This is a genomic window from Sphingorhabdus sp. (assembly GCF_040079335.1).
Taxonomy (GTDB): domain Bacteria; phylum Pseudomonadota; class Alphaproteobacteria; order Sphingomonadales; family Sphingomonadaceae; genus Sphingorhabdus_B.
On sequence record NZ_JBEBKL010000004.1, the window covers coordinates 39,972 to 65,066 of the forward strand.

Below are 25,095 nucleotides of genomic sequence, written 5' to 3' on the forward strand. Positions count from 1 at the left end.
CGATCCTAAAGTTCGCCGCGAAAGGCGCGTTGAGAGAGAGCGGCGAAATTGTCTGATGCCTCGGCGGTTGCATCGACCAATTTAGTTCGCATCTCGCGAAACTTTCGGACAACGGCGAGGAATTCTTGTTGGGCGTTGTCTCTCGGAACGGTGATCATCACTTCACCCAGCCTATCTGTATCAAGGCGCTTGGTTCCATGGGCCGCGGTATCAACTCGGCCAAGGATGGAATCGTGCTGCACCTTCAGGCACCAGAATCCAAACATCGGGTCAATGTCGCTATCGAAGTGGATCGCCTTCATGTCTTGGTTGATAGCCACCTCAGTCGCGCTCATGGCCAGTGGAACGGTATGCGCCAAGATCATGCCACGCACGACGATCAGGGGTGTGCCAGGAGGAATTTTCTTGAGGTTCGTTTGTTCGAAAACTAATTCCGAAACGTGGTCTTCTGCGTCCCAAATCGTATCAACCTTCATGTCCTTGGGTGAAACCCACGGAAACCGGCCATCCCAGAATTTTGCGTTTGCCTTGCTGGGGGTTGCCCCAGACGTGAGCCGGGAACAATTCGCCAAAGCTCGCTGTGGCAGACCCAGCGGGTTAGTGCCGGGATCACCAAACATCTCCAGAAAAACAGACCGGAGGAAATCGTCGGCAAGGGCGAGCGCTAGCTCGCGTTTGCGGCGGATGGCGTCGGCCTTGTCGAGGATCGCCGCGATCCGGCGTTGTTCGCTCGGTGAGATTTTCGGGAACGGGAGCGACCGCAATAGATCAAGCTTGATACCCTTTACTGTTGCTCCTTGTGCTTGACTTTCAAGGTATTGGCCTTGAGTCAGCATGAAATGGAGAAGGAAGCGAGGATCAACTTTGCTACCGGGTAGCAGCGCTTTCAAATCCTGATTGATAGCAAGGTCAATCGTGTTGATCGCTGCTTTTCCGACGGCCATCCGCGTCGGAACGATGACCGAACCAGCAGGGATGACGTTGGTCGCGGAATCACAAATCCCCTCGGGAGTGATACTCTCTTGGGTTTCGGCCAACTCCGTAGACTTGAAGTCTTTAACCGTCGCCCAGCGGACAGCACCATTCCAGTAAGCCGGGATCGATCGGCTTGGTGTTCCGCCGCCCCGGATTGTGATCAGTTCGCCAAGAGGTATCGTGCCGGTCATCCGAGCAGTTCCTCAAGCTCGGCGAGATCGGTCGCGATATCGTCATTCAGTTTCTTCATCCGGTCCAGAATGATTGCTGGCGCCTCATATTCCTGCGCGACGTGCGCGCGGACTTTGTACTTGCTCAGCGACAGGTCGTAATTCGCCTCACGAATATCGCTCGCGGGCACCATGAACGCCTTTTGCGTCCGGTCGGTGTCGCGCCCGGCATCTCTGTTCCGCCACGCCGCCAGGCAGATCGGCAGGTCGTTGGCGTCCACCGGATCGCGCTTGTCATCGAGCGAATAGCCGTCGGCCTCGACATCGTAGAAAAACACATCGTCGGTGCGCCCGCCCTTGGTGAATACCAGAATGCCGGTGCTGACCCCCGCATAGGGCTTGAACACACCGCTCGGCAGCGAAATCACCGCCTCAAGCTGGTTGTGATCCAGCAGCAGCTTGCGCAGAGCAACATGGGCGGTGGACGAGCCAAACAGCACCCCGTCCGGCACGATAGTGGCCGAGCGACCGCCGGTCTTCAGCATGCGCAGGATCAGCACGAGGAACAGCAGTTCCGTCTTCTTGGTCTTCACCTGACGCAGCAGCGAGGCGTGAACGTCTTCGAAATCGAGGCTACCCTTGAACGGCGGATTGGCCAGGATGACATCGAAGCCGTCGGCCGCCGCCTTGGGAAACTTATCGGTGAAGCCTGCGCTCAGCGTGTCCTGATAATGGATATCGGGATCGTCGACGCCGTGGAGCATCAGGTTCATCGCGGCGATGCGCAGCATGGTCGCATCAAAATCAAACCCGTGGAACATGGCGCTGCGGATATGGTCGCGGTGGTCTTCTAGCAGATCGCCGGTATAGGTCTTCTCGGTCTTGCCGGTCTCGGGATCGGTCTCTTCCAGAACACCCTCGGGCGAGGTGTAGGTTTCCAGGAGATACTGCATCGTTTGGACGAGAAAGCCGCCCGTACCGCACGACGGATCGCTGATCACGTCGGTGGGCTTGGGCTCCAGCATCTCCACCATCAACCGGATGATGTGGCGCGGCGTGCGGAACTGGCCATTGATGCCGGCCGTGGTCAGCTTGCTGAGGAGGTACTCATAGAGATCGCCCTTGGCGTCGCCTTCGGTCAACGGCAACTGGTCGATCATGTTAACCGCCTTCACCAAAAGGCTCGGCTTCTGTATCATCAGCTGCGCGTCCTTCATGAACTCCGCGAAGGCGGTGCCGCTTGTCGATGATTTGCGGAAATGCGGGAACACCTTGTCACGCACCAGAGGCAGCATGGCGTCGGCACCCAGATGCCGTAATTGCGACCAGCGCAGGCTTTGCTCGTCATCCGAAAACCGGCGCTGGAACGACTTTCCCGTCCGCTTCTGGCGGTTCTCGTCACGGGTTTCGTTGATGTCGAGCAGGCGCGCGAACATGAGGAACGTGATCTGTTCGATCACGGTCAACGGGTTGGTGATGCCGCCCTGCCAGAACTCGGTCCAGAGGGCGTCCACCTTGCGCTTGAGATCACCGGTAATCATTTAGTGCTTCGTCCTTTCAGGCGAATCTGTCGTTCCCGCGCGGGCTTCTGCGGGCGGCGCGAAGACGCTGAGGATGTCGAGCAGATCGTCGATCTCCTCCGGTTTTTCAAACACGCCATCAAAGCCGTCCGCGTCGACCACGGTAAACGGTTGCTCATAGAGGCGGTCCAGCGTAACCGACCCGAAACGGGCGATGTGGTTTTGCAGCAGACCGAGAAAACGCGTCTGCTTCGCGGTAAGGCTGGGGTGCCGCCGCGCGAAGTCCGCGAAGCGCGCTGCAACCGCCTCCGGGTCAAGTCCGACGATCGAGCGGATCGCGAAATCCAGCGGAACCGCGGTGTCGGCAAAGAACTCTTCGAGCACGTCCCGGCTTGCGTTCGGACTCTGGACCAAGACAAGCGAGACAAGCGCCTTGATGTCGCCGCCCGAAACAGGTTCGCCCGTACGAATTTTCTTGAGCGTAGGGTTCGTGTCGAAATGCCGCTTCAATTCGGCCTCGACTATCTGCTGGTATGCTTTCATGTCGACGGTCTTGAGGCTGGTGGCCCGACGATTGGTTTGGAAGCCAGCGGCATCCTCGGTCACGTCGATAATCTTCGCCGGTAGCGGCATGGCGCCCTGGCGATCACGGTGATGCATGATTTCGCGAAGCGGTTTGCGAACCGACTCCAGATCGGCGACCGTTACGCCCGTCCAGAAATCGTCGGACTTGACCCGCTTGATGACCTCCGCCTTCTCCCGCACCGGGTTGAGGTGCATCTGAAGCGCCGAGAGCCGATCGAGCAGATCGATCTTCAGGTCATCGACATCAGCGGATCTTCGCAAAACGGCGATCTGGGCGCGCGCCATCAAGAGATCCAGCGCGTAGGCATCGCTTGAGCCCCGGACGTTTCGCCATTGCATTAGCGGCGCAATGACCTGTCGGAGCATCGCAACTGTCGCGGGCGCAAACGTCCTCAGAGTTGTCGGAACGGCCACAGCGCGCTTCTCGCGCCACTTCTCGCGAACCGAAACAGATTCCTCTGGCAGCGCCTCGATGTCTTTTGCGATTAGCTCGATCACTTCGTCGAAAACCGCGACTTCGCTCATGCGAAGCGCCGTTTCAGCGAGAAGCACCCGTTCCTCGAAAACCAGTTGGAGCAAGGGCTTAGACTGGGCCGGCTCGGCCGGCCGGTAGCCCATTTCGAAGCGTTCGAAATTCCCCCAATGATCGAAGATGCGGAAAATTTTCTTGTCCTTGCCCACCCCGTAAAGGTCGGGCTTCAGGCGCGTTCCCCTCCCGATCATCTGCCAGAACTTGACCGGAGAACGAACCGGTTTGGCGAAGACAAGGTTCAGGATTTCCGGGATGTCGATGCCGGTGTCGAGCATATCGACCGAAATCGCGATGGTGAGCTCGGAGTTGGCACCGTCACCTTTGAAATCGTCGATGAGCTGCTCTGCGCGTGGATCGTAATTGTCGATGACCTGACAGAAGCGCCCGCCGTACTGTGGATACATCTCATCGAACATCTGCCTCATGAGCACCGCATGTTGGTGATTGCGTGCGAAGATGATGCTCTTGCCTGGAAGCTGACCTGTCGCGTCGCGCAGTCCGTTTTCCATCAGGTTTCGCAGGATCGCGCGATTGGTGTCTTTGTTGTAGATGATCTTGTCGATCTGCTCCGAGGAGAAATCGTACTGTGCCGGGTCCTCGCCCTGTGCCTCAAGCTCCTGAATCTGCTCTTTGGTAAGGATATCGAGCCTGATCCCATCGCGCATGAACTGTGTCGTATGCTCGAAGACTTCAAATGGCGTGAGAAACCCATCCTGAACTGCCTGTTCTAGATCGTAATTCGCTGTCGGCAGTTGGCCTTCGCAACCAAAAAGGCTGAAAGTGTTGCGCGACACGAAATCGATCGGCGTCGCAGTCAAGCCGATCTGAAGGCAGTCGAAGTAGTGAAACATGTCGCCATAGACATTGTATATGCTTCGATGGGACTCGTCGGCGATGATCAGATCAAAGAACCCAACATCGAACGACTGGTAGACCTTCTGCATAGCAGGATAGGTCGCAAGGAATATCCGTTCACTCGCCGATTGGTTCACCCGCGAGCTGACGATACGGATCGGCTCGGACAGAAAGTCGCCGAAGGCGTTCTTGGCCTGCTTGCGTAATTCACGACGATCGCAAAGGAAAAGGACGCGCTTTACCCAGCCTGCACGAATCAGCAATTCAGCCAGGGCAATCGCAACGCGGGTCTTGCCGGTGCCGGTTGCCTGAACGACGAGCGCCTTTCGGTGGCTGTCCGTAAATCGCTCTGTGACGCGTTTGATCGCCTCGATCTGATAAAGGCGATTAACAATCGCGACATCGGGTTCGAGTGAGTTGAGTGCTTTTCTGCTAGCCCGCTGAAAATTAACGAGATATTGCAGGCTGTCCTTCGAATAGTAACCGAACACCTTCCGTGGCGGATAACCGAGAACGTCGTCCCACATCCAAATGTCATAGCCATTGGTGTAAAAGATAACTGGGCGTTGCCCATGCATCTTCTCAAGTCCGTCTGCATACAGTTTTGCCTGTTGCCTTCCCCGCTCAGGGTCGACTGAAGTTTTCTTGGCCTCAATGACAGCAAGAGGACTTCCGTTGTCATCCCAAAGGACATAGTCGGCATAGCCAAGGCCAGACGCAGTAGGCTGATGTTTGACCTCAAGCTCCTTGCCCACCTCGGCTGTGCTTACTTTTCCAAGTCCGACATTCCAGTTGGCCGTGGCAAGCAGGCTGTCGATGATGCGGGCACGTGTCGTAGCCTCATCGAAGGCAAGCATGTTTGCAGCTGCCACGCCGGATGACGCCAGCGACTGGATTTCTACAATTTTCTTTTCCGCTGTCGAAGCAGCTGTGCGCGCGGCGTCCAGCTCGCGCAAAAGCGCATCCATCTGCGCTTCTTGCGCGGCCAGCTTTTCTAGCACCTGTCGTTTTTCGCGCTTGAGCTGACCTTTGCTGTCATCGGTGGCGTCCGGCGTCGGCTGCTCAAACTGCGGAAGGGCAACGGCATTGCCATTCGCAAACTGGACGAAAAGCCATCGGCCAAGGTCAAACGCTTCCTGGATCAGCCAGAGTGCTGTTGGAACTGTAGCTGGCTCACCATGGGCAGCCTTGTTGCCGTGAATTCGAAGGGCGTGGAGCTTATCCAAAACCACTTTGGGTGTGATTGCCACAAAGGATGCATTGCCCAGCAGATCGACAAAGGTCGCGTGCTCAGGCTTTGGCAAGCCCAAGTCACGATAGATATCTTTGGTCAGGTTTTCTGCGAACAAACGAAGCTTTACGAGAGCACTAGCAGGATCGTCATGAGCATACGCCTCGGCAAAACCCCCAAGCGACGCAAGCTCTGGCCAAATTTCGCGGAGAATTTCGAAGTTGCGCGATTTCATCGTGTTGCCTCGAAGAGAGCTCCGTCAAACGCTTGAAAGTTTTTGACGAATTTCGCCTGCAGGGCGGAAACGCCTACCACTTCGACGAGGTCAGACCGATTGCCGCCACGTCCCCCAAAAAGGCGATATTCGACGAACTCGAGCCTTCGCCCGAGCATCCATCGAAACCCTTTTGCATGAACGGCAGTCATCGTGCGCTCCAAATTAATCAGGCTTGTTTATATATCCGTCGTTTTTATATACTCATAAATCAAGCGTGTCAACTCGAATGCGGGCTCGATCACTCTGCTTCAGAAAGAGGCAGCTTATCTGCCTGGTGCGAGTATCTGGCATAAGGTCAAGCTGGGGCGCTACCAGCCCTGAACGCTGCGACACGTTTGTTCAAACCGCAAAATCTGCTTTCTCCAAAGCCGCCTTTGTCTCTGCCTGATTGACGACAACTATGTGTTGGCTCCTGGCCGACAGTTTTGCGGCATCGGCCAAGAGGCCAAGACGCTTCAGAACATAGAACAGCATCGCATAGCGCACTGTGAGTACTGCCGAGCCCTTCTCCATCCCATAGTCCTTGGCGACGACGGCTTGTTGGCTCGCTGTCAGATCCGGGTGAGGTCCAATCTCGACGCCGAATCGCTCTTGCCAAAGGGCATCTTGCTTTGCGGCAGCGCCAGGCTCGCCGAAGCTACCGATCCCGAGAATGCGCGGCAGCAGGAAATCCTTGAACTTGTCGGTGACGTGACAATAGCTGCGAACATGCCAGCGGAAGCCGTCATAACCGAAGGCATGGGGCGTGATCCGTCGCCAGATCGGATCGGGCCGATCCTTGTTCATAGACTGATAGTGAATCTCCACCGACCGGTGATCGCGCACGGCGCTGAGGACTGCGCGCAGCACGGACGAGTCGATGTCCCTCCGGGGCGTCAAGGCGATGTCAGTGTCAGGAACCTGGGTGATCCATGATTCCGATAGATCGATCAGCCCTTCAGCCACCGACCGCAGGCGCGACAGATAGCCGTCAGGGTCGGGCTGGAGGAAATGGGGTTCAAATTGGTCACTCGCAACGTACCGCTTGGCGCTCTTGTCGTAGAGGGCGTTGTGAGGTGCTCGCTCCTGGTAGAGCGTCAAATCTTTCGACGCTTGCGGCACGGAGACACCGAACATCTCGATGATGTCCGAGCGATTGACCCCGCCCTCCCAGAACAGGCGAAACTCGATGAACTCGAGCCGACGCTCTACGCCCCACTTCAATGTCGTCAGGCTTTCCGCCATCCGAATCTTCCTCCAAGCCAAATACAGATAAAAACTATCTGGACATATACAAACTACATGTGTATTTTCTATTCTCATTGCGGAGTCGCGTCAAGCGAAACCGTTCCGGGCAACAGGAGGACCATATGGCCAAGACCCCCTCGAAGAGTGAAGTGACGAGCAAGAAGGCCGCGACTGCGGCGTCACAAGTGCTGCGCGATCCCAAGTCGAGCGCGGCGGCAAAATCGGCGGCGGCTTCGGCGCTGACGCAGCGCCCGAACAAGAAGTAAGTCAGGGAGAACGACGATGACCACCCTTTCCAACCGGCGGACCATCGTCGCCCATGGCCGTTTGGCGATGCGCGAGTTGCGCCTCGACGCGGCGCGCCAACGCCGACACGGCGTACAGATCATGTCATTTGAAGAACTCGCGGTCCGTCTGGCCGGCGGCTTCGCCCGTCCGATCGATGACGAGTGTTTGCGAACCGCGATTCAGGCGGTGCTGCCGGACACGACCCTCGGAGAGTTGGAAAGCATCAAGCTGCTTCCTGGTATGGTCGATGCGGCGGCCGACACCCTCCACAAGGCGTGGCGGGCCGGTATCGACCTGGCCGCTCGCGCCGGGGATCATCCTCGGCTCGACTCGATCGCGCGCCTGGAAGCTGCGGTTCTAGCCCAGTTGCCGCCCGGTATGATGCGTCCTACCGATCTCGTGGCCCGCGCATTGGAGCGCATTGCTCATGCTCATGCGGTTTTGGGTCCGGTCGAGATCGTCGGTACCACCGAGCTTTCGCCGTGCTGGCGTCCACTCCTGCAGGAACTCACCGCGCATACTTCGGTGCGCTGGACAGCCGGCCCTCGGCCGACCCCGCCGTGGCTGGACGCGTTCGACGTCACGGTCAGCCGGGCAGACCCGACCGCTCCGGCAATCAGCATGGTCAGCGCCGCGACTGCCTATCACGAGGCGATCGAGGCCATTCGATGGGCGCGGGGCCTGATGGCTTCAGGCGAAGCGGAGCCCTCAGACATCGCGATCGCGGCAGCATCGACCGGTGACTATGACGATCACCTCCTCGCCCTGCGCGCCGATGCGAACCTGGATCTTCATTTCGTCCACGGCATCAAGGTCACGACAACCCGGGACGGTCAGGCGGCTGCGGCGCTTGCGGATTTCCTTATTCGCGGCTTCTCGCAGACCCGGATGCGTCGGCTCGCAGCATTGTGCGGTTCGGAAACCGGCCCGTTTGGCGGCTTGCCGCAGGGCTGGCTGCGGGTCCTGCCGACCGACGCGCCGCTAGCGTCGCCAGCATCTTGGCAACGCTTGCTGGACCGGCTGACCGCCGACGACTGGCCCGACGCGACGGATCATACGCCGACCTTGCGTGGCATCATTGATCTGTTGGCGAAGGGACATCCGGCAGCCGACGAGATCGGCGCAGCCTTTCTGTCCGGTCGCGCCCTGGCGATCTGGCGCAAGGCTCTGCAAGCTGGACCATCTGGGTCGCTCGATGCGACCCTGGACAGCCTGAAACAAGATGACGGGCTTGAGGCCTGCGTTTCGGTGGCCTGGATGCCCGCAAGCGCCTTGGCGGCTTCACCGCGCCGTTTCGTTCGGCTCATCGGCATGAACTCATCGCGCTGGCCGCGCGGCATTTTCGAAGATCGTCTGATTTCTGATCACATCATCCCAACCGCCGAGCTGGACCCGCTGCCAGTCGGCGCGGCGGATCGGCGAGACTTTGAGACCATCCTCGCCACGACGAGCGGTCAGATCGCCATGTCGCGCGCTCGTCGCGACAGCGAAGGCCGCTTGCTGGGGCGCAGCGCGCTGCTCGGTCCGGCATCTGACGAGATCTACATCCGGCGCAATGCGGTTCCTGCTCACGCATTCAGCGAGACCGATCGGTTGATGGCGCGACCCGATGAGTTCGCGCGGGACAGCCAGGCCATCAGCGCCACCACGGCCTGGCGGAACTGGCATCGCAAGGAGATCACACCGCACGATGGATTGGTCCGCGCCGACCATCCGCTCCTGCAGGCCATCCTCGGCCGGACCCAATCGGCCAGTTCGCTTCGTCTGCTGCTCCGCAGCCCGCTCGGCTTTGTATGGCACTACGGGATGCGCCTGCGCGCGCCAGAGAGCGGCGCGGACCCGCTTGTCCTTGATGCATTGGCCATGGGCGACCTGGTTCACATGACACTCGATCTGGCGCTTGCGACGCTTGAAAAGGCCGGCGGCCTCGCCACGGCTGACGAAGTGCAGATCGCTGGCGCCGTGCAGGATGCTGCTGCCAGGATCGCGGTCGTGTGGGAAAGCGAACGAGCGGTCCCACCGGCGCTCATCTGGCGACGGACGCTCGACGACGCCCGGATTCTCACCACGCGCGCCCTGACTTACGGCGACGAGCATCTGCCCGACGCCCGCTCTTTTGGCGAAGTTGCCTTCGGCGGCGCAACGCCCAAGGCGGACGCAGCCAGCCCGTGGGATTCGCAGACACCCGTCGAAATCCCCGCAACCGGCTTTCGCATCGCCGGCTATATTGATCGCCTGGACATTGCCGGCGACGGCAAGCGCGCGCTCGTTCGCGATTATAAGACCGGACGGCCGCCCAAGGACGATATCAGTCTAGACGGTGGCCGCGAGTTGCAACGCTGCCTCTATGCCTTCGCCGTCAAGGCGCTCCTTGGCGACGACGTGTCGATCAGTGCATCGCTGCTCTTTCCGCGCGATCAGGTCGACTTCCAGCTCGGCGACCCGGAAGCGACGCTCACCGAGATCACCGGCTACTTGCAAGCCGCCCGGGCGAACCTTCAATCCGGTCAGGCCCTCATCGGTCCGGACACTGGCGGCGCATACGACGATCTGGCGTTCGCCCTGCCGGCCAATGCGGGCGCCACCTACTGCAAACGAAAACTGCCCGCCGCGACCGAAGCTTTCGGCGATGTTGCGCTGGTCTGGGAGGCACAGTGATGATCGCTGCTACCAACACACTGCGCGATGACGCCGCACGCCGCACCGCAATCGGCGTCCATGATCGCTCGATCCTGGTCGAGGCCGGCGCAGGCTCCGGCAAGACAGCCGTGATGGCCGGCCGCATCGCCGCCATGCTCGCCGAGGGCATCACGCCCAAGTCGATCGCAGCCGTCACCTTTACGGAATTGGCAGCCAGCGAGCTGCTGATCCGCGTTCGCGACTTCGTCGCCGACCTCGCGGCCGGCACAATTCCGATCGAGTTGCGCATCGCATTTCCCGACGGCTTGTCAGCCAACCACAGCGCGAACCTTGCGGCCGCTGCATCGGTGATCGACGAGATCACCTGCTCGACAATCCATGGCTTCTGCCAGCGGCTGATCAAACCCTACCCGGTCGAGGCGGACATCGATCCCGGTGCGAGCGTGATGGACCGCAACCAGGCCGATCTCGCCTTCAATGAAATCGTCGAGACGTGGCTGCGCGAACAGCTCTCGGGCGGTGAAGGCGGCATCATCGCGGAAATGGTGCTGCACAATCCCGGCGAAACCGTGGGCTTGATCCACAAGATCGTCGCCAACCTGCGCAAACGCAGGACCGTCTGCGCGCCGCCGGTCAGCGACCTGGCCCCGCATCTGAGCGCTTTCCAACATGCCGTCGATGGTCTGATGGAGTTCATCCGCACCGCGCCAGCAGTGGAGGAAGAAACCGCCATGCTCGCCGAGCGCTTCGCCGGAATGGCGGCAGGGCTCGACAGCGGGCCGATCATCGAAGCGCCAGTCGGCTTGGTGCGATTGCTGGTTTCGCCGCCACATCCCGACCTCTGCACTAAAACCGGCTCTTTCCTTGCCTACAAGAAGAAAGGCAAATGGGTCGAAGCCGCCAAGCGCGAAGGCTTGGCCAAAACTGAAGGCGAACGGCTGAACATCGCGGCGGAAGCGCATTACGCCGCGTGCTGCCAAGCCTGGCAGGATCTGGTCCAGAACGTCGCCAGTCGCGTCCTGTGCGACCTCATCGATCAGGTGCAGCCTGTGCTGGCCCGTTTCCGGGACTATAAGCGTTCGGCCGCCCAGCTCGATTTCGACGATCTGATCTTTGCGGCGCGCGATCTTTTGCGTGATCACGACGATGTCCGACGCTCCCTCGCCGCCCGCTTCGCCCACGTCCTTGTCGACGAGTTTCAGGATACTGACCCGCTTCAGACGGAAATCTTCTGGCGCCTCTGTGGCGAGCCGCCGGCCGGGGTCGCGAGCGCAGACTGGAGCGCCTTCACGATCCGTTCCGGCGCGCTCTTCCTCGTGGGTGATCCCAAGCAGGCGATCTATCGCTTCCGCGGCGCCGATGTCAGCGCCTATGTCCGGGCGCGCGATGCCTATCTCGCGCAGGACCCTGACAGCGTGCTGGCGATCTCTACCAATTTCCGTTCCTGCGCGCCGATCCTGTCCTATGTGAACGAACGCTTCGAGGCGCTGCTTTCGAGCGAGGGCCAGCCGGGCTTCACGGCGCTCGATCCCTTTCACAGCGATCGCGGCGAGGCCCTTTGCGTAGCGGCTCTCGACGTCGCCATTGCCGACGAGAACGGCAAAGCCTCAGCCGAACAACAGCGCGACGCTGAAGCCGACGCGATCGCCCAAATGTGCGCCCGGCTGATTGGCAGTGAGATGATCCTCGATCGTCGCTCCGGCGCCAGTCGAACTTGCAGGCCAGGCGACATCGCGCTGCTTGCGCCCACCGGCAGTGATCTTTGGCGATACGAGGAGGCGCTCGAACGCTACGGCATCCCGGTCGCCACGCAGGCAGGCAAAGGCCTGTTCCGCCGCCAGGAGATCCAGGATCTGATCGCGCTGACGCGTATTCTCGCCGACCGCCGTGACACGCTCGCCCTCGGGGCATTGCTGCGCGGCCCGCTCGTCGGTCTGACCGAAGAAGAACTGCTCGACATCATCTGGGCGCTTCCTCGTGCCGAAGACGATCCCGAACGGCTGCCCCGCCTCGACCTCGGTGTTGAGCTCGAGCATATCGCGCATCCCCTGGCCCGATCGACCATCGAGACGCTACAGGCGCTCTATCGTCAAACCAACAGCACCACACCGCACGACCTTTTGTCGCAAGCGATCAACGCGCTGCGGGTCCGTCCCATCCTGCTGGAACGCCATCGCGGCCAAGCAGAGCGCGCGCTTGCCAACGTCGATCTCTATCTCAGCCTGACCACATCCTTCGCTGTTCGCGGGCTGCGCGCTTTCGCCGAGACGATGACAGCGGCGTGGACCGATGAGGCGCGGGCGGTCGAGGGACGGCCCGATGCTCAGGAAGAGGCGGTGGCGCTCTATACGATGCACGCGGCCAAGGGCCTTGAATGGCCGATCGTCGTCCCGATCAACACGATGACCGGCATCATGGCACCCGAAAGCGCGGTGACCGACCGCGACAGCAACACCTTCTATTGCCCGGTGTTTGGGGTTAGGCCGGTTGGCTATGACGCTGCGCGTGACGCCGAGAAGGCCGAACTAGACCGCGAGCGCATCCGCTTGTGGTATGTCGCAGCAACACGCGCCCGTGAGCTTCTGGTACTTCCGCGCCTCGACGCGGCGCAATCGAAGTCGGCATGGATTTCGCTTCTGGATCTATCGCTAGCCGAACTGCCGGCGCTCGACCTCGCGCATTTGCCGCCCGAGCTTGGCCTTGCCGCAGGCGGCGAAGCCAACGACCAGACCCGGGATGACTTCGCCGCTGAAGCGGCGTCGATCGTAGCGCGTCAACACCGCCTGATCTGGCTTGCACCAAGCCGCGACGAAAGCGCCGATGGACCGGTTTTGACCCCGGAAGCGGTAGAAATCTGGGCAGCGTCGGAGGCCGGTCAGCCCGATGACGAGGGGGTGCGCCCCAATGTTCAGGGCGGCCGCGAAAGGGGCCTGATCCTGCACAAGCTGCTGGAAGAAGTGCTAACCGGCGAAACGCCAGACGATGCCGGAGCCCTCAGCAAGCGCGCACGAGCACTCATCGGGGAGATCGGCAGACCCGTAATGCCAGACCCTTCTCTTGGCCTTTCTCCAGATGAGCTTGCCGGTTGCGTGGTCAGCACATTGGCGCTCCCCGAGATTGCGGAGTTGCGTCCGTCGTTGGTGCCCGAACTGGCGGTCTATGCAGCGGTGGACGTTGACGGCGTCGAACAGGCGACCGTGGGGATCGCTGACGCCACCAGCTTCGACAGCGCGGGTAGGCCAGCCGTCGTCATCGACTGGAAAAGCGATGTCCAGCCGACAGCCGAAACCCTCAATCATTACCGCGCGCAGGTGCGGGCCTATCTCGACATGACGGGGAGTGACCGCGGCCTGATTGTGCTCGTCACGACAGGTCAAGTCATCACCGTCACGTCCTCACCCGCGCCCCTGGCCGCCTGAAGAGAAGGGAACGGACGTCATGCTGACGCGAGCGACCGCCAAGGTGCCTAAACAGGATGATCTGTTCAGCGAGGAGGTTACGCTTCTGTTCCCGGCTCTGCTGGCGCTGGAAGGCAGGCTCTTGGGCAGCGCTGTGCGTCAGCAGGCGGTTTTCTCCGCTCTCACACCATGCCGCCTGAAGCCGTTCACGGTTCGGCGGGTAAGCGGCTTTGAGGCGAACCTGAAAAGCGGCGAGACGCTCAAAATCATTAGCGCCAAGACGGCAGCCTCGCTCGATGCCGATCTTGTCCTGCTTGTCCCCGGCGCGACAACGGCCCAATCCATCCGTGAGGCGCTCGAACGTGGTGAAGGGCGTTGGCTGCATCCAAAGCCGATCGATCCGGCAGCATTGAGCCCCCAGGCCATGCTGCACCGGCTGACCGGCGTTACGGCATCCTGGGAGGATGCGTTTCATCTCCGCGAAGGTCGTGCGGCCACAGATGACAAACCGCTTTATCCGGGATTACGGCGGCCGCAGATCGGCGCCCTTCACGCCGCGCTTGCTCATGCGACGCGCTCGACAGACCCGGCTACGATCGTCATGCCGACCGGCACAGGCAAGACGGAGACCATGCTTGCGCTCAATGCGCGTCAGCGGTTTGATCGCTTGCTCGTCGTGGTTCCGACGGATGCGCTGCGCGAACAGATCGCCGCGAAGTTCGAAACGTTTGGTGTCCTGAAGGCACAGTCGTGTCTCGATGCCTCTGCGCTGTTCCCAGTCGTCACCCGGCTTACCCGCATCCCCACCTCGATCGCCGAAGTCGATCAGATCTTCGACAGCGCCAATGTCATCGTCACCACCATGCATATTGCCGGCCGCGCCGAACCGCCGGTTCAGGAGCATATGGCGACCCGAGCTTCGGCGCTCTTCATCGATGAGGCACACCACATCGGGGCTCGCACCTGGGCATCCTTTCGCGGACTGTTCGCCGAACGCACGCCGCCCATTCCGGTCGTCCAGTTCACTGCCACACCGTTCCGCGAAGATGGCCGCCGCGTCGACGGGGAGTTCATCTATACATATCCGCTGAAGAAGGCGCAGCAGGAGGGGTACTTCAAGCCGATCCGGTTCGAGGCGGTGTTCGGCCTCGATCAGCTCGACGCCGACCAGGCGATCATCGACAAGCTAGGTGACGTGCTCGCCGCCGATCTGGATGGCGGCCTCAATCATCTGGCGATGGCCCGGTGCAGCACCATTGAGCGCGCCAAGTATCTCCATCGCCTCTACACGCTTGCCTACCCGGACTACCGACCCGTCATCGTTCACAGCCAGCAGTCGCTTAAGGAGCGTCGCGAGAATCTTGCCGCTTTGCGACGGTTTGACAGCCGGATCATCGTCTGCGTCGACATGCTCGGTGAGGGCTTCGACCTACCGGAATTGAAAATCGCGGCGCTGCACGATCATCACAAGAGCGTCGCAGTCACGATCCAGTTCGTCGGCCGCTTTACACGCCAGGATCCGAGGTTGGGAGACGCCACGGTCATTGCCAACACCGGCGTCGATGACGTGGATCGTTCACTCGCCAAGCTCTATGCAGAAGATGCAGACTGGAACGCGCTGGTGGAGGCCCTCAGTTCGGCAAAGATCGAACGTCAGGTACGCCGCGCCGAGATGTTCAAGGGGTTCTCCGGCGATCTGAGCGACATTCCGCTCCAGACGCTTGAGCCAAAGATGAATGCCGTGGTCTACCGCACGGCCTGCGACGCTTGGGACCCGTTCCAAGCCGAAGAGCTCTACGACGCCGGTGTCTATCTCGGCATGAAGCTCAACGCTCACAAACGCGTGGCGATCTTCGTGACGCGCGCCGAAGAACAGGCCCGTTGGACCACCGCGCAGCAAGCGGTCAACGTGACCTGGGAGCTGCACATGCTGCACTGGGATCAGGCTAGCGGACTGCTCTACATCAGCAGTTCCGCAAAGGGACCTTTTGACCGTCTCGCCAAAGCGGTGTGCGGCGAGACCGCCCGCCGCGTCGAAGGCGAAGAAGTGTTTCGCAGCCTCCATGGGTTCAAGCGACTCATTCTGCGCAATCTCGGACTTACCCATCACCAGGGCCGAGGGGTTCGCTATTCCATGTACATGGGCGTTGACGTCGCCGACGGTCTCGACAGCGCAAAGTCCCAATCAAGAATCAAGAACAACATCTTCGCCACGGGCTTTCTTGACGGAATGCCCGCCTCGCGCGGCTGCTCCGCCAAAGGCAAGTTCTGGTCGAGCGCGAAAGTTCGCGACCTCACCGATTGGGTTGATTGGTGTCAGGATGTCGGCCGCACAGTCAACGACCCGAGCATCACAACCGATGGGGTCTTCAAGAGCGCGATGCGCCCCCGCCAGATCAACGAGCGCCCGACCGTACCACCCGTCGCGATCCACTGGCCTGAATCGTTGATCATGCAGATCGAAGAACGCATCGAGATCTCGTTCGCCGATCAACCGATCTCGTTCACGGAGTGCGATATAGAGCTGCTCGATAATGCCCGCACGGGGCCGCTGCGTTTTGCGGTTCGTAGTGACGATCATTCGGCCGAGTTCGAGATCGTGTTCAGCGATGGCGGCGCCCGCTATCCGCAGCGCATTGGCCCCAAGGCCACGATCAAGATCGGCAGCAAGATCCAGTCGCTTTCGGAATCCTTCGCCGACGACTCGCCTCAGATTGACTTTGGCGATGGCTCGCTGCTCATCTACAGCCACCTCTACAGCCTGCCGGAAGGCGAGACGGTCGAGCCCTACCCGGTGGCCAAGATCGAAGCCTGGGACTGGTCGAAAGCCAATATCCGCGTCGAATCGCAGGGCACGGCCAAGCGCGCAGACTCCGTCCAGCGCACGGTGATCGAGGCCCTGCTAACGGACCCCGATCCGTATGACGTGATCTTCGATGATGACGGCAAGGGTGAGATCGCAGACGTCGTCGCCTTGCGGATTACCGACAGCGTCGTTTCAGCCACCCTGTTCCACTGCAAATATTCCGGGGCCGATACGCCGGGCGCGCGGCTCGACGACCTGTACGAGGTTTGTGGACAGGCCCAGAAATCGGCGCGTTGGCGCGACCGCCCCAACCGAATGCTGCAGCATATGCTCAAGCGTGAGCAGAAGCGCCGTGACAGAGGTCTCAGCTCTCGGATCGAAACGGGCTCCGCGGCCGCGATCAAGAAGCTGAAGGCGGGGTGGCAGGATTATCGGTTCGAATTTGACGTTCGGATCGTGCAACCTGGCCTGTCGCGGAAAGCCATTGGGGAAGAGGGACTCCACCTGTTGGCCGGCGTCGAGACTTACCTGCTCGAAACTCGCGGAATGCGTCTTCGTGTCATAGGCAGCGACTGACAATCGATCACAAGGGCACCAGTCGTCCATTGAATAAGCCACGGGGGGCCAATGTCTTCACTTGCCTGGATTGATTTCGATGAAGCCGAGCGCCAGCGCGCGCAGCGGATTATGGCGCTATTCCAGGAGCGGGAAACCCGCGACGAACTCGGTCTGGGCGGCATCCGCGATTCTATCGCCGATCACCTTTTCCCGGGCACCAGCACGATCCAAACCCGACTGCGCTACATGCTGTTCATCCCTTGGCTGTTCCAGATGCTCGAAGGATCATCGGCCGGGGCGGATCAGCTCGCGAGCGAAGCGCGCGCCCTCGAAAACCGGCTCGCCAACGCGCTCAAGGCCGGTGGCGAGTCCAACGGCATCATTGGCAGGGATGCCGGTGCGGACCTCCAGAGACTGCCCAGTTCGGTCTACTGGGCCGGGCTTGGCACATGGGGCATCCGTCTCTTCCCTGGCTCAACCGACAACCTTTTTTCGTCCATGCGCCATCTCCAACGCGCGCGGCCTCGCGTCCGCGAAAGCGAGGATTCAGCGTCCGAGGCCCAAGCCCTTCAGATCTGGACCCCGACACTACCCGCGCGGCCCACCGACCTGCTCGACCATACGCAGTTCAAGCTCTCGCTCGACGAGGCACAGTTCATCATTGACCGGCTCATCGCCCATCAACCGCACAGCCTCTTGGCGTTTTTAGCGCGAAGCGGGTCCAACCAAGCTGAATGCGACAACATCTGGGAGCACCCCCACCTTGCCGATTTCCCTGACGATGCCCGCACATTGGTCGGCCATGGCGCGATATTCTCCAGCGTGATGCACGGCGCCTCACTGCTCTACAACTTGCTGCTCAGCCGGCTCCGTGATCGGGCCGAATGGATCGAGAAATACGAGGTGCGGTTTGCCGAATGGCAATCCAGCCTGGACATGGTCGCAATCCGGGCTTGGTCACTCGATGCGTTCTGGGCGGCGACCGATCACCCCGCACACAGCATTCGGCCCGCAGCCAAACGCTTCGTCGCCGAATGGCTTGGCATGTTGACCTCGGGCAGCGTCCTAGACGGTGCGCTGACACCGGCCGGCCGTCTTGTGCAGGATCGCGAGCGGCGACTGAAAACAAGCCAGTCCCGATTTGCCAACCGAGCCGTGCGAGACCGTTGGACAGGCGCTTCTGGTGTCGAGCCGCTGACCTTCCGATGGGCGCAAGCCAAGTCGCACCTGCGGGATCTTGCCAGTGCTGAATAGAACGACGCTCGACCCAGAAACCCGCGTTCTCTACGGCGACAGCCTGCAGCCCCCTCCGGGCTATGTCTTCGACGCTGCGATCGCGACGACTTTCTCGCTCGATTTCGAAACCGCGCTCGCCACACCCGTCAGCCTCGCCCTGTTCGCGGCCGAAAATCGTGACGACATTCTCACCCACCCACTGGCGCTGCTCGAAGGCGCCGAGCGGATCGCTGGACGCCTCGTCATCTATGCCGATGCAGGACATCTACATGCTCAAAGCCGCCCTCATTCACGGCTCTGCTCTCTGCTCGAACGCATCATCGTCGAAGTCGCCGCACCGCGCGAAGGTGCGTTTCATCCGAAGCTCTGGGCTCTCCGCTATCGGCCGACGCGCGCCGAAGATCCGACGCTCCTGCGGCTGCTGGTACTCTCGCGCAACCTTACGCGAGATCGGTCCTGGGACATCTCGCTACGCCTCGACGGCGAGCTGACGCGCCGTCCCGATGCGAACAACCGGCCGCTGTTCGATCTTCTGAGCCGACTGCCAGACCTCGCCGTCGCTGGCATCTCCGACGATGCGCGCACACTGACCGCTGAGGTTGCCGAAGATATTCGGCGCGCCCGGTGGACCGTGCCCGACCGGTTCGACGAGGTCAGCTTCGCGGTCAACGGGTTTGGTGGCAAAATCTGGCAGCCTGCGTCCTGCGCGCGACTGGGCGTCATCTCGCCCTTTTGCGACACCAGTGCGCTCAACCTGCTCAGCGGGCTCCCGACAGCAGAAAAGCCCGTCATCATCAGCCGCCCGGATCAATTGGCTTGCGTCGACAGCGCCACGCTGGACGCTTTTGAACGCGTTTCCGTCCTCGACGAAATGGCCGCCAGCGAAGACGGCGAAGAGGTCTCCATCAGCGCGCTTCAGGGGCTACACGCCAAGGCGTTCATCGCCGAGACGGGATGGGACACGATTCTGACGATTGGGTCTGGCAATGCGACGCGTCCCGCCCTTTTGTCGGGGAACAATGTGGAGCTCTTCGCCTCGCTCAGAGGCAAGCGATCTAAGGTCGGAAGCGTCGAGCAGATCATGGGCGAGAAGGGCTTTGGGCGCCTGACCCGCACCTTCGTTGCCAGCGAGCTCGAACCCATCGATCCAGCCACTATCGCCGCAGAGGCCCGGCTCGACGACGCACGCCGCGCCTTGTGCCGCGGTGGATTGCACCTGCGCTGTGAGCGGATCGAGAGCATTGACGGCGATGCGCACCCGTGGCGCGTCTGGCTCATTCCTACGGAGCCGTTGCCGCTTGTCGGCATCGCCTCGCTACAGGTCTGGTCCATCACCCGAGGAGACGGCCATGCCTGTGATGTTCTGGATGCCCTTCGCACAGGAACAGCCGTTGAACTCGGTGCCATGCCGATAGTCGACCTCACCCGCTTTCTGGCCTTCCGGTTGACCGCAGACAGCGCCCAGGTGTCAGCTCTCTTTAGCACCAGTCTGGTGATGGAAGGCCTTCCGCCCGAACGCCATGCCGCCATTCTTCGCTGGGTGATCGACAGCCGAGATGCGTTCTTTCGTTATTTGCGGCTCCTGTTGTCAGAACTCGGCGATCCATTCTCCGCGGCCTTGGCGGCGCAGGAGGGTTCCGGCAGCATGGCTTGGGCCAGTGCCGCCGACGACGCGCCGCTCTTGGAAGATATGGTTCGCGCCTTATGTCGTGGAGGCGAAAGACTACATGCGATCGAACGCCTGATGACGCGATTGGAAGCCGGCAACGATACCGGTGCCGATCCGATACCCAGTGATTTCCGAACCCTTTGGGATGCTTTCCGCATCGCCCTCCAAGATCAGGGCCTCAGCCATGGCGGATAACCGGTTTGAAGCAGAAGCTGCCCTCGCTCCGCTGAAAGCCTTTCAGCGTCGTACAGTCGATTATGTGTTTGACCGGCTCTACGGCAATCAGGATCCCGTGAGGCAATTTCTGGTCGCGGACGAAGTGGGCCTTGGCAAAACCATGGTCGCGCGCGGTGTCATCGCCCGCACAATCGAGAAACTTTGGGACAGCACCGACCGGATCGATATCCTCTATATCTGTTCCAATCAGGCGATTGCGGCTCAAAACATCAATCGCCTCAATGTGCTTGGCCGGCGCGAGCTGGCGTTGCCGACCCGCATGACGCTTATACCGCTCCAGGTCCGGGGCGATCAGGGGCTCGACGCCAACAAGGTCAACTTCATCAGCTTGACACCGGGCACAACCTTTGACCTGCGCTCGACCACAGGCGTTACACAGGAACGCGCCTTGCTGCTGCGGATGCTCGAAGACCGGGTGTCGCGGCAGCGCGGCCTGCACAATCTGCTTCAGGTGTCCGCCGGTGTTGATGGTTGGAATGCCGCCGTCCGCGAGCTGTCCCTGGATGGTGTCGATCAACGGATCATTGAACGCTTCCGCCGCGACGTCGAAAAAGATACCGAGATGTTCACGGAACTGGAGGCGGTATGCGACCTCTTCCCACGTCGACGTGATACTTATCCTCAAGAGCTGAACCAGCGACGCAATGCCTTGGTCGGTCGCCTTCGCGGCAAACTCTCGCACGCCTGCATCGACGCCCTGAAACCTGACCTGATCATCATGGATGAGTTTCAACGGTTCCGGGACTTGCTCCACGGCGAAACCCCCGCTGCGGAACTCGCTCGCGAGCTGTTCGAGTATTCTGACGGCAAGGGTCATGCCGCACGCACGCTCCTGCTTTCCGCCACGCCCTACCGGATGCTGACCCTGTCGGGCGACGAACCCGACGATGGCGAGCATTACCGTGACTTTCTGGAGACCCTGTCCTTCCTCTACGGTCGGACCAACGGTCCCGACGTGGCCAAGACGCTGGAACGCGAGATGCGCGAGTTTCGTGGCTTCCTCCATGCACTGCCAGGTGCGCGAACTGAGGCCATCGGCGCGCGCCAAGTCGTCGAAAACCGGCTGCGCAAGGTGATGGCACGCACCGAACGCGTGGCCAGCACCATAGAGCGAGACTCGATGGTGAGCGAACCGTCGATGGCCATCACGATCCTGCCATCTGACCTGCGCCAGGCCGCAGCAGTGTCGGACGTCGCGCGCGCGCTCGATGCCCCAGAGATTACCGAATACTGGAAGTCCGCGCCCTATCTCCTCAACTTCATGCGCGACTATGCCCTCAAGCGACTTTTGAAAGACCAACTCGACAAGCCGGCGCCCAATCTGTGCGCAGCGCTCGAACGCGCACGGCCCGCCATGCTCGATCACAACCGGCTTGACGCCTATGAGCCGCTCGAACCTGCCAACGGTCGGATGCGCGGCGTCATGGATGATGTGTTCGGCGATGGTCTCGATCAACATCTGTGGATCCCGCCATCCCTGCCATATTACGGTCCCGAACGATCCGGGCCGCCGCTGACCAAAGCTTTGATCTTCTCATCCTGGTCGATGGTTCCCGATGCGATCGCGGCAATCCTGTCCTACGAGGCTGAACGGCGTATGGGCGTCGGCGCTTCGGGGCAGCGCTATTTCGGCCATGTTCGCCCACGTCCCATCCAGTTCCGGCAAAATCAAGGACGACTTGTCGCTATGCGCGCGATGCACCTGGTCTATCCGTCACCGACCTTGGCACGCCTTGCCGACCCCCTTGCGATCTTTGGAGAGTCGAACGAGACCCTATCTGTCGATGCTATGCGCAAAGCCGCCGCCGACCGTTTGCGCGAGAGCGTCTCGGCACTCGCCGAGCGATCCGGCGACACCGCCGATGGTCGCGATTGGGAATGGGCTGCGCCGGCCGTCATCGACGCCATGGCCGGAGCCGGATCTGTATCCTGGGTTAACTCGCCCTACGGCTTTGCGCTCCTCGGCAACGAGGAGGGCTTCAAGGAGCATGTGGCCGAACTGCGCACGGTGACGACCGAGCGTACCTTCGGACCCGTGCCGGATGCGCTACTTGATCTTTTGGTCGACGTTGCCCTCGGCAGCCCCGCGGTCTGTGCGTTGCGCGCATTGCATCGGATCGCGCCCGATCTCGCTTGGGACGATCATCGACTTCTGAAGGCGGCGAACCAGATCTCCTGGGGTTTCCGCACGCTTTTCAACCAGCACGACGCCGTCGCCCTCCTCCGCAAGGACGACGATGACCGCTATTGGCGCCAGGTGCTCACCTACGGCGTCGAGCATAACCTTCAGGCCGTTCTCGACGAGTACGTCCACTATCTGCTCGACGCCGAGGGCTTGGGCGCCAAGCCAGCCGTCGATCGTATCGCTGGGATCAGCAAGGCGATCTCGGATGCGTTGGCCATTCGCCCCTCGCAGATCGATGTCGAGGATCCAACGGTCGACGGTAAGAAGCTGGTGATCAACAAGTTCCAGATGCGCGGGCGCTTCGCCATGCGCCTGGCCGACTACAAGGACGAGGAAGGTGGGGCCGCACGCCTCTCCAGCGTTCGCGACGCCTTCAACTCACCGTTCCGACCCTTCGCGCTGGCCACGACCTCCGTCGGACAGGAAGGTCTCGACTTTCACCCTTATTGCTATCGACTCTACCACTGGAACTTGCCCGGAAATCCGGTCGATCTCGAGCAGCGCGAGGGGCGTGTCCACCGCTTCAAGGGTCACGCAATCCGCCTCAATCTGGCGCATCGGCAGGTCGACGTGGTGCGTGGGCGGGAGACAGGTCACGATGATCCGTGGCAGATCATGTTCGACGCCGCTCGTGCCGAGACCGAGAATGATTCTGACCTCATTCCCTACTGGATCTACGAAGGTCCCGTGAAGGTCGAACGCCGCGTGCTCATGCTCCCATTCAGTCGCGAGGTGCGTAAACTCGAGTGGCTCAAACGAAGCCTGACCGTCTATCGCCTCGCGTTCGGCCAACCGCGTCAAGAAGACCTGCTGGAATATCTTCACAGCCTCATGGGAACCGCCATGCAAGCCGAGGATCTTGCCGATATGCAGATCTGTCTGGAACCCTGACATTCTTTTGACTGTCGTTCTGCGGCGGGAGTGGTGGGGACCCTCCGCGGTTATGCCGCAACGGCAGGCTGATCGGGTGTCACTTCGAGCAATAGATAGCGCAAGCCCTCCGACGCTTTGTTCCATTCGAAAAGATAATCGTGGGCGAGCGTAATCGGCGGGCCGTAAGGCACCGTGGTTCGATAGGTTAACGGTGTTCCGGCTGCGTACGTCTTTCCATGACGCAAATCGAAATCAAGTGTGTCGGCGGAGTATGCGGCGTGATTTATATAATGGGCATGGTCGGAAGCGACGAGCACATAACCGACATCCGCCACGTCCGCGCAGTGCTCAAGGCGCGCGATATCCTTGAAAACATCGTAGCGGTTGTTCGGCTCCCGCTGGTTGATCTTTTTGAAAAACTTCAGCTCGATGGCGCACCGCCATTCCAAGTCGGCATCGGTGGTGAGCTTGAACCAGATGTCAATGCGTCCACGTTTTGCTCGCCCACCCGTTAGTGGTTTCTCGAGTTCGATAGAGAAAGTTTCCCGCGGGCTTGCGATCTCCAGGTCTGCAACGGTAGCGATGATCCTTCCCAGGTGGAGTTGCAGCGTCGCTTCGCTTTCACATACGATCCGGCCACCGTGGATCTGAGCAAACAAGCGTGGAACCGATGCTCGGACAATCTCCCGTAGTCGCTCGGCGGACATGTACAGCCTCACTCTTCCTTTGGTCATTAACGGCGATCTGATCCTCAGCGCTGTCGTAAATAGCATGGTTTCGCTGATAGCGATGATGCAAATGAATTGCGGATTTCGTGCTTTCAAAGCCCCTGTCGAACCTCCGAAGAACTAGCGGGGTCCGCCAACAACATCGGCAGGTATTTCGGCAGTCGTAAGACTCAAGCGGCCCTATTTTCTCTTGAGATACTGCCTTATCCGATCGCAGGTCTTGGCCCTGGGCGACCGCCCTCCCCGCAGATCCTCCACGAACCTCGGGTCTCCGACTGCAAGCCGTCCGAACTTGCTCGGTGGCATCCGGTGCTGGGCAAGGTAGGTCTCAATCTGATCCAGAAGCTCCATCTCCGTCCGACTCACTTTAGACTTGCGTTCTTGTTATGTTCTTACTAGGACGGCATCCTAGAGTCTAGGAATTTTTCCTATGAAAGCAGCGAGACCCATCGAGATGGACGAGACGCGCGAGGCACTGGAACGGCTGATCCTGGAGCGAAAGCTCACCTATTCGGGCATTTCCCGGCTTCTCGGGCGCAACGTCTCCTACATCCAGCAGTTCATGCGTAAAGGCAGCCCGCGCTATCTGGATGAGCGCGATCGCAGCGTCCTCGCCCGGTTCTTTGGGGTCGAGGAAAGCGTGCTTGGCGCCCCTTCGCGGCGCAGCGGACCAGTTGTGGAACTGATCCAGGTCCCGATGCTCGATATCGAGGCTTCGGCCGGCCATGGCTCGCTCGCCGAGCTGGAATCCAAGAGCGCCCAATTCGGGTTCGACCAGAACTGGCTGCGCAAACTTACCGCGAGCAAAGCCTCGAGCCTGTCGATCATCAGGGTTCACGGGGACTCGATGGAGCCTACTCTGAGCGACGGCGACGAGGTGATGGTCGATCTGGGCGACAACCAGAGCCGACTGCGCGATGGGATCTACGTGCTGCGGATGGACGACGCACTCAATGTCAAACGGATCGCGATCGAGCCGCAGGGCCGCAAGATTTCTGTGGTAAGCGACAACTCAGCCTATCCGAGCTGGAACAACCTCGAACGCCGGGCAGTGAATATCGTCGGGCGAGTGCTTTGGTTCGGGCGCAAGCTGCAGTAGCCTGAA

Annotated in this window: 13 protein-coding genes; 8 read left to right on the forward strand and 5 right to left on the reverse strand. The window is 60.6% G+C overall.

Annotated elements, in window-relative coordinates:
• Positions 1-5: 5 nt before the first annotated feature.
• From ABL922_RS02460 to ABL922_RS02475, 4 genes are all read right to left on the reverse strand, one after another.
• Positions 6-1,166, reverse strand: coding sequence for a restriction endonuclease subunit S (locus ABL922_RS02460; protein ID WP_349022619.1), 1,161 nt, complete (start codon positions 1,164-1,166; stop codon positions 6-8).
• Entirely contained in the window at positions 1,163-2,686 is a 1,524-nt protein-coding gene (locus tag ABL922_RS02465) for a class I SAM-dependent DNA methyltransferase (protein ID WP_349022620.1), read from the reverse strand. Before ABL922_RS02465 ends, ABL922_RS02460 begins: the two co-directional genes overlap by 4 nt.
• Positions 2,687-6,103, reverse strand: a complete 3,417-nt coding sequence (locus ABL922_RS02470; RefSeq protein WP_349022621.1) for a DEAD/DEAH box helicase family protein — start codon at positions 6,101-6,103, stop codon at positions 2,687-2,689.
• Positions 6,104-6,484: 381 nt separating this feature from the next.
• Entirely contained in the window at positions 6,485-7,369 is an 885-nt protein-coding gene (locus ABL922_RS02475) for a WYL domain-containing protein (RefSeq protein ID WP_349022622.1), read from the reverse strand.
• Between the two features lie 125 nt (positions 7,370-7,494).
• On the opposite strand from ABL922_RS02475, the gene ABL922_RS02480 reads away from it, so the two are divergent.
• Genes ABL922_RS02480 through ABL922_RS02510 form a run of 7 tightly spaced genes read left to right on the forward strand, consistent with a single transcriptional unit; the run spans position 7,495 to position 23,280 of the window.
• Positions 7,495-7,638: a hypothetical protein gene (locus tag ABL922_RS02480; protein ID WP_312083342.1), complete on the forward strand. Its 144-nt coding sequence runs from the start codon at positions 7,495-7,497 to the stop codon at positions 7,636-7,638.
• A 16-nt stretch (positions 7,639-7,654) separates the two neighbouring features.
• Positions 7,655-10,318, forward strand: a complete 2,664-nt coding sequence (locus ABL922_RS02485) for a PD-(D/E)XK nuclease family protein (protein ID WP_349022623.1) — start codon at positions 7,655-7,657, stop codon at positions 10,316-10,318.
• Positions 10,318-13,719, forward strand: coding sequence for a UvrD-helicase domain-containing protein (locus ABL922_RS02490; protein ID WP_349022624.1), 3,402 nt, complete (start codon positions 10,318-10,320; stop codon positions 13,717-13,719). Before ABL922_RS02485 ends, ABL922_RS02490 begins: the two co-directional genes overlap by 1 nt.
• A gap of 19 nt (positions 13,720-13,738) precedes the next feature.
• Positions 13,739-17,080: a DEAD/DEAH box helicase family protein gene (locus tag ABL922_RS02495; RefSeq protein ID WP_349022625.1), complete on the forward strand. Its 3,342-nt coding sequence runs from the start codon at positions 13,739-13,741 to the stop codon at positions 17,078-17,080.
• Positions 17,081-17,131: 51 nt separating this feature from the next.
• Positions 17,132-18,316, forward strand: coding sequence for a DUF6361 family protein (locus ABL922_RS02500; protein WP_349022626.1), 1,185 nt, complete (start codon positions 17,132-17,134; stop codon positions 18,314-18,316).
• A complete protein-coding gene (locus ABL922_RS02505) occupies positions 18,306-20,162 on the forward strand; it encodes a phospholipase D family protein (protein ID WP_349022627.1) in 1,857 nt (618 codons plus the stop codon). The genes ABL922_RS02500 and ABL922_RS02505 overlap by 11 nt, the downstream gene beginning before the upstream one ends.
• A complete protein-coding gene (locus tag ABL922_RS02510; protein ID WP_349022628.1) occupies positions 20,152-23,280 on the forward strand; it encodes a DEAD/DEAH box helicase in 3,129 nt (1,042 codons plus the stop codon). The genes ABL922_RS02505 and ABL922_RS02510 overlap by 11 nt, the downstream gene beginning before the upstream one ends.
• A 50-nt stretch (positions 23,281-23,330) precedes the next feature.
• Here ABL922_RS02510 and ABL922_RS02515 read toward each other — a convergent pair whose 3' ends face one another.
• Positions 23,331-23,969 carry a hypothetical protein gene (locus ABL922_RS02515; RefSeq protein ID WP_349022629.1) on the reverse strand — a complete coding sequence of 213 codons (639 nt, stop codon included), beginning with the start codon at positions 23,967-23,969 and terminating at the stop codon, positions 23,331-23,333.
• 475 nt (positions 23,970-24,444) lie between these two features.
• On the opposite strand from ABL922_RS02515, the gene ABL922_RS02520 reads away from it, so the two are divergent.
• The gene (locus ABL922_RS02520; RefSeq protein WP_349022672.1) at positions 24,445-25,089 is read left to right on the forward strand and encodes a S24 family peptidase; all 645 of its coding nucleotides are present in this window, start codon (positions 24,445-24,447) and stop codon (positions 25,087-25,089) included.
• Positions 25,090-25,095 lie beyond the last annotated feature (6 nt).

Excerpts from the sequence above, each read along its gene's own strand:
- ABL922_RS02475 (WP_349022622.1), bottom strand. The coding sequence starts at position 7,369 with ATGGCGGAAAGCCTGACGACATTGAAGTGGGGCGTAGAGCGTCGGCTC.
- ABL922_RS02495 (WP_349022625.1), top strand. The coding sequence starts at position 13,739 with ATGCTGACGCGAGCGACCGCCAAGGTGCCTAAACAGGATGATCTGTTC.
- ABL922_RS02510 (WP_349022628.1), top strand. The coding sequence starts at position 20,152 with ATGGCGGATAACCGGTTTGAAGCAGAAGCTGCCCTCGCTCCGCTGAAA.
- ABL922_RS02460 (WP_349022619.1), bottom strand. The coding sequence starts at position 1,166 with ATGACCGGCACGATACCTCTTGGCGAACTGATCACAATCCGGGGCGGC.
- ABL922_RS02480 (WP_312083342.1), top strand. The coding sequence starts at position 7,495 with ATGGCCAAGACCCCCTCGAAGAGTGAAGTGACGAGCAAGAAGGCCGCG.
- ABL922_RS02515 (WP_349022629.1), bottom strand. The coding sequence starts at position 23,969 with ATGTCCGCCGAGCGACTACGGGAGATTGTCCGAGCATCGGTTCCACGC.
- ABL922_RS02470 (WP_349022621.1), bottom strand. The coding sequence starts at position 6,103 with ATGAAATCGCGCAACTTCGAAATTCTCCGCGAAATTTGGCCAGAGCTT.
- ABL922_RS02500 (WP_349022626.1), top strand. The coding sequence starts at position 17,132 with ATGTCTTCACTTGCCTGGATTGATTTCGATGAAGCCGAGCGCCAGCGC.
- ABL922_RS02520 (WP_349022672.1), top strand. The coding sequence starts at position 24,445 with ATGGACGAGACGCGCGAGGCACTGGAACGGCTGATCCTGGAGCGAAAG.
- ABL922_RS02485 (WP_349022623.1), top strand. The coding sequence starts at position 7,655 with ATGACCACCCTTTCCAACCGGCGGACCATCGTCGCCCATGGCCGTTTG.
- ABL922_RS02490 (WP_349022624.1), top strand. The coding sequence starts at position 10,318 with ATGATCGCTGCTACCAACACACTGCGCGATGACGCCGCACGCCGCACC.
- ABL922_RS02465 (WP_349022620.1), bottom strand. The coding sequence starts at position 2,686 with ATGATTACCGGTGATCTCAAGCGCAAGGTGGACGCCCTCTGGACCGAG.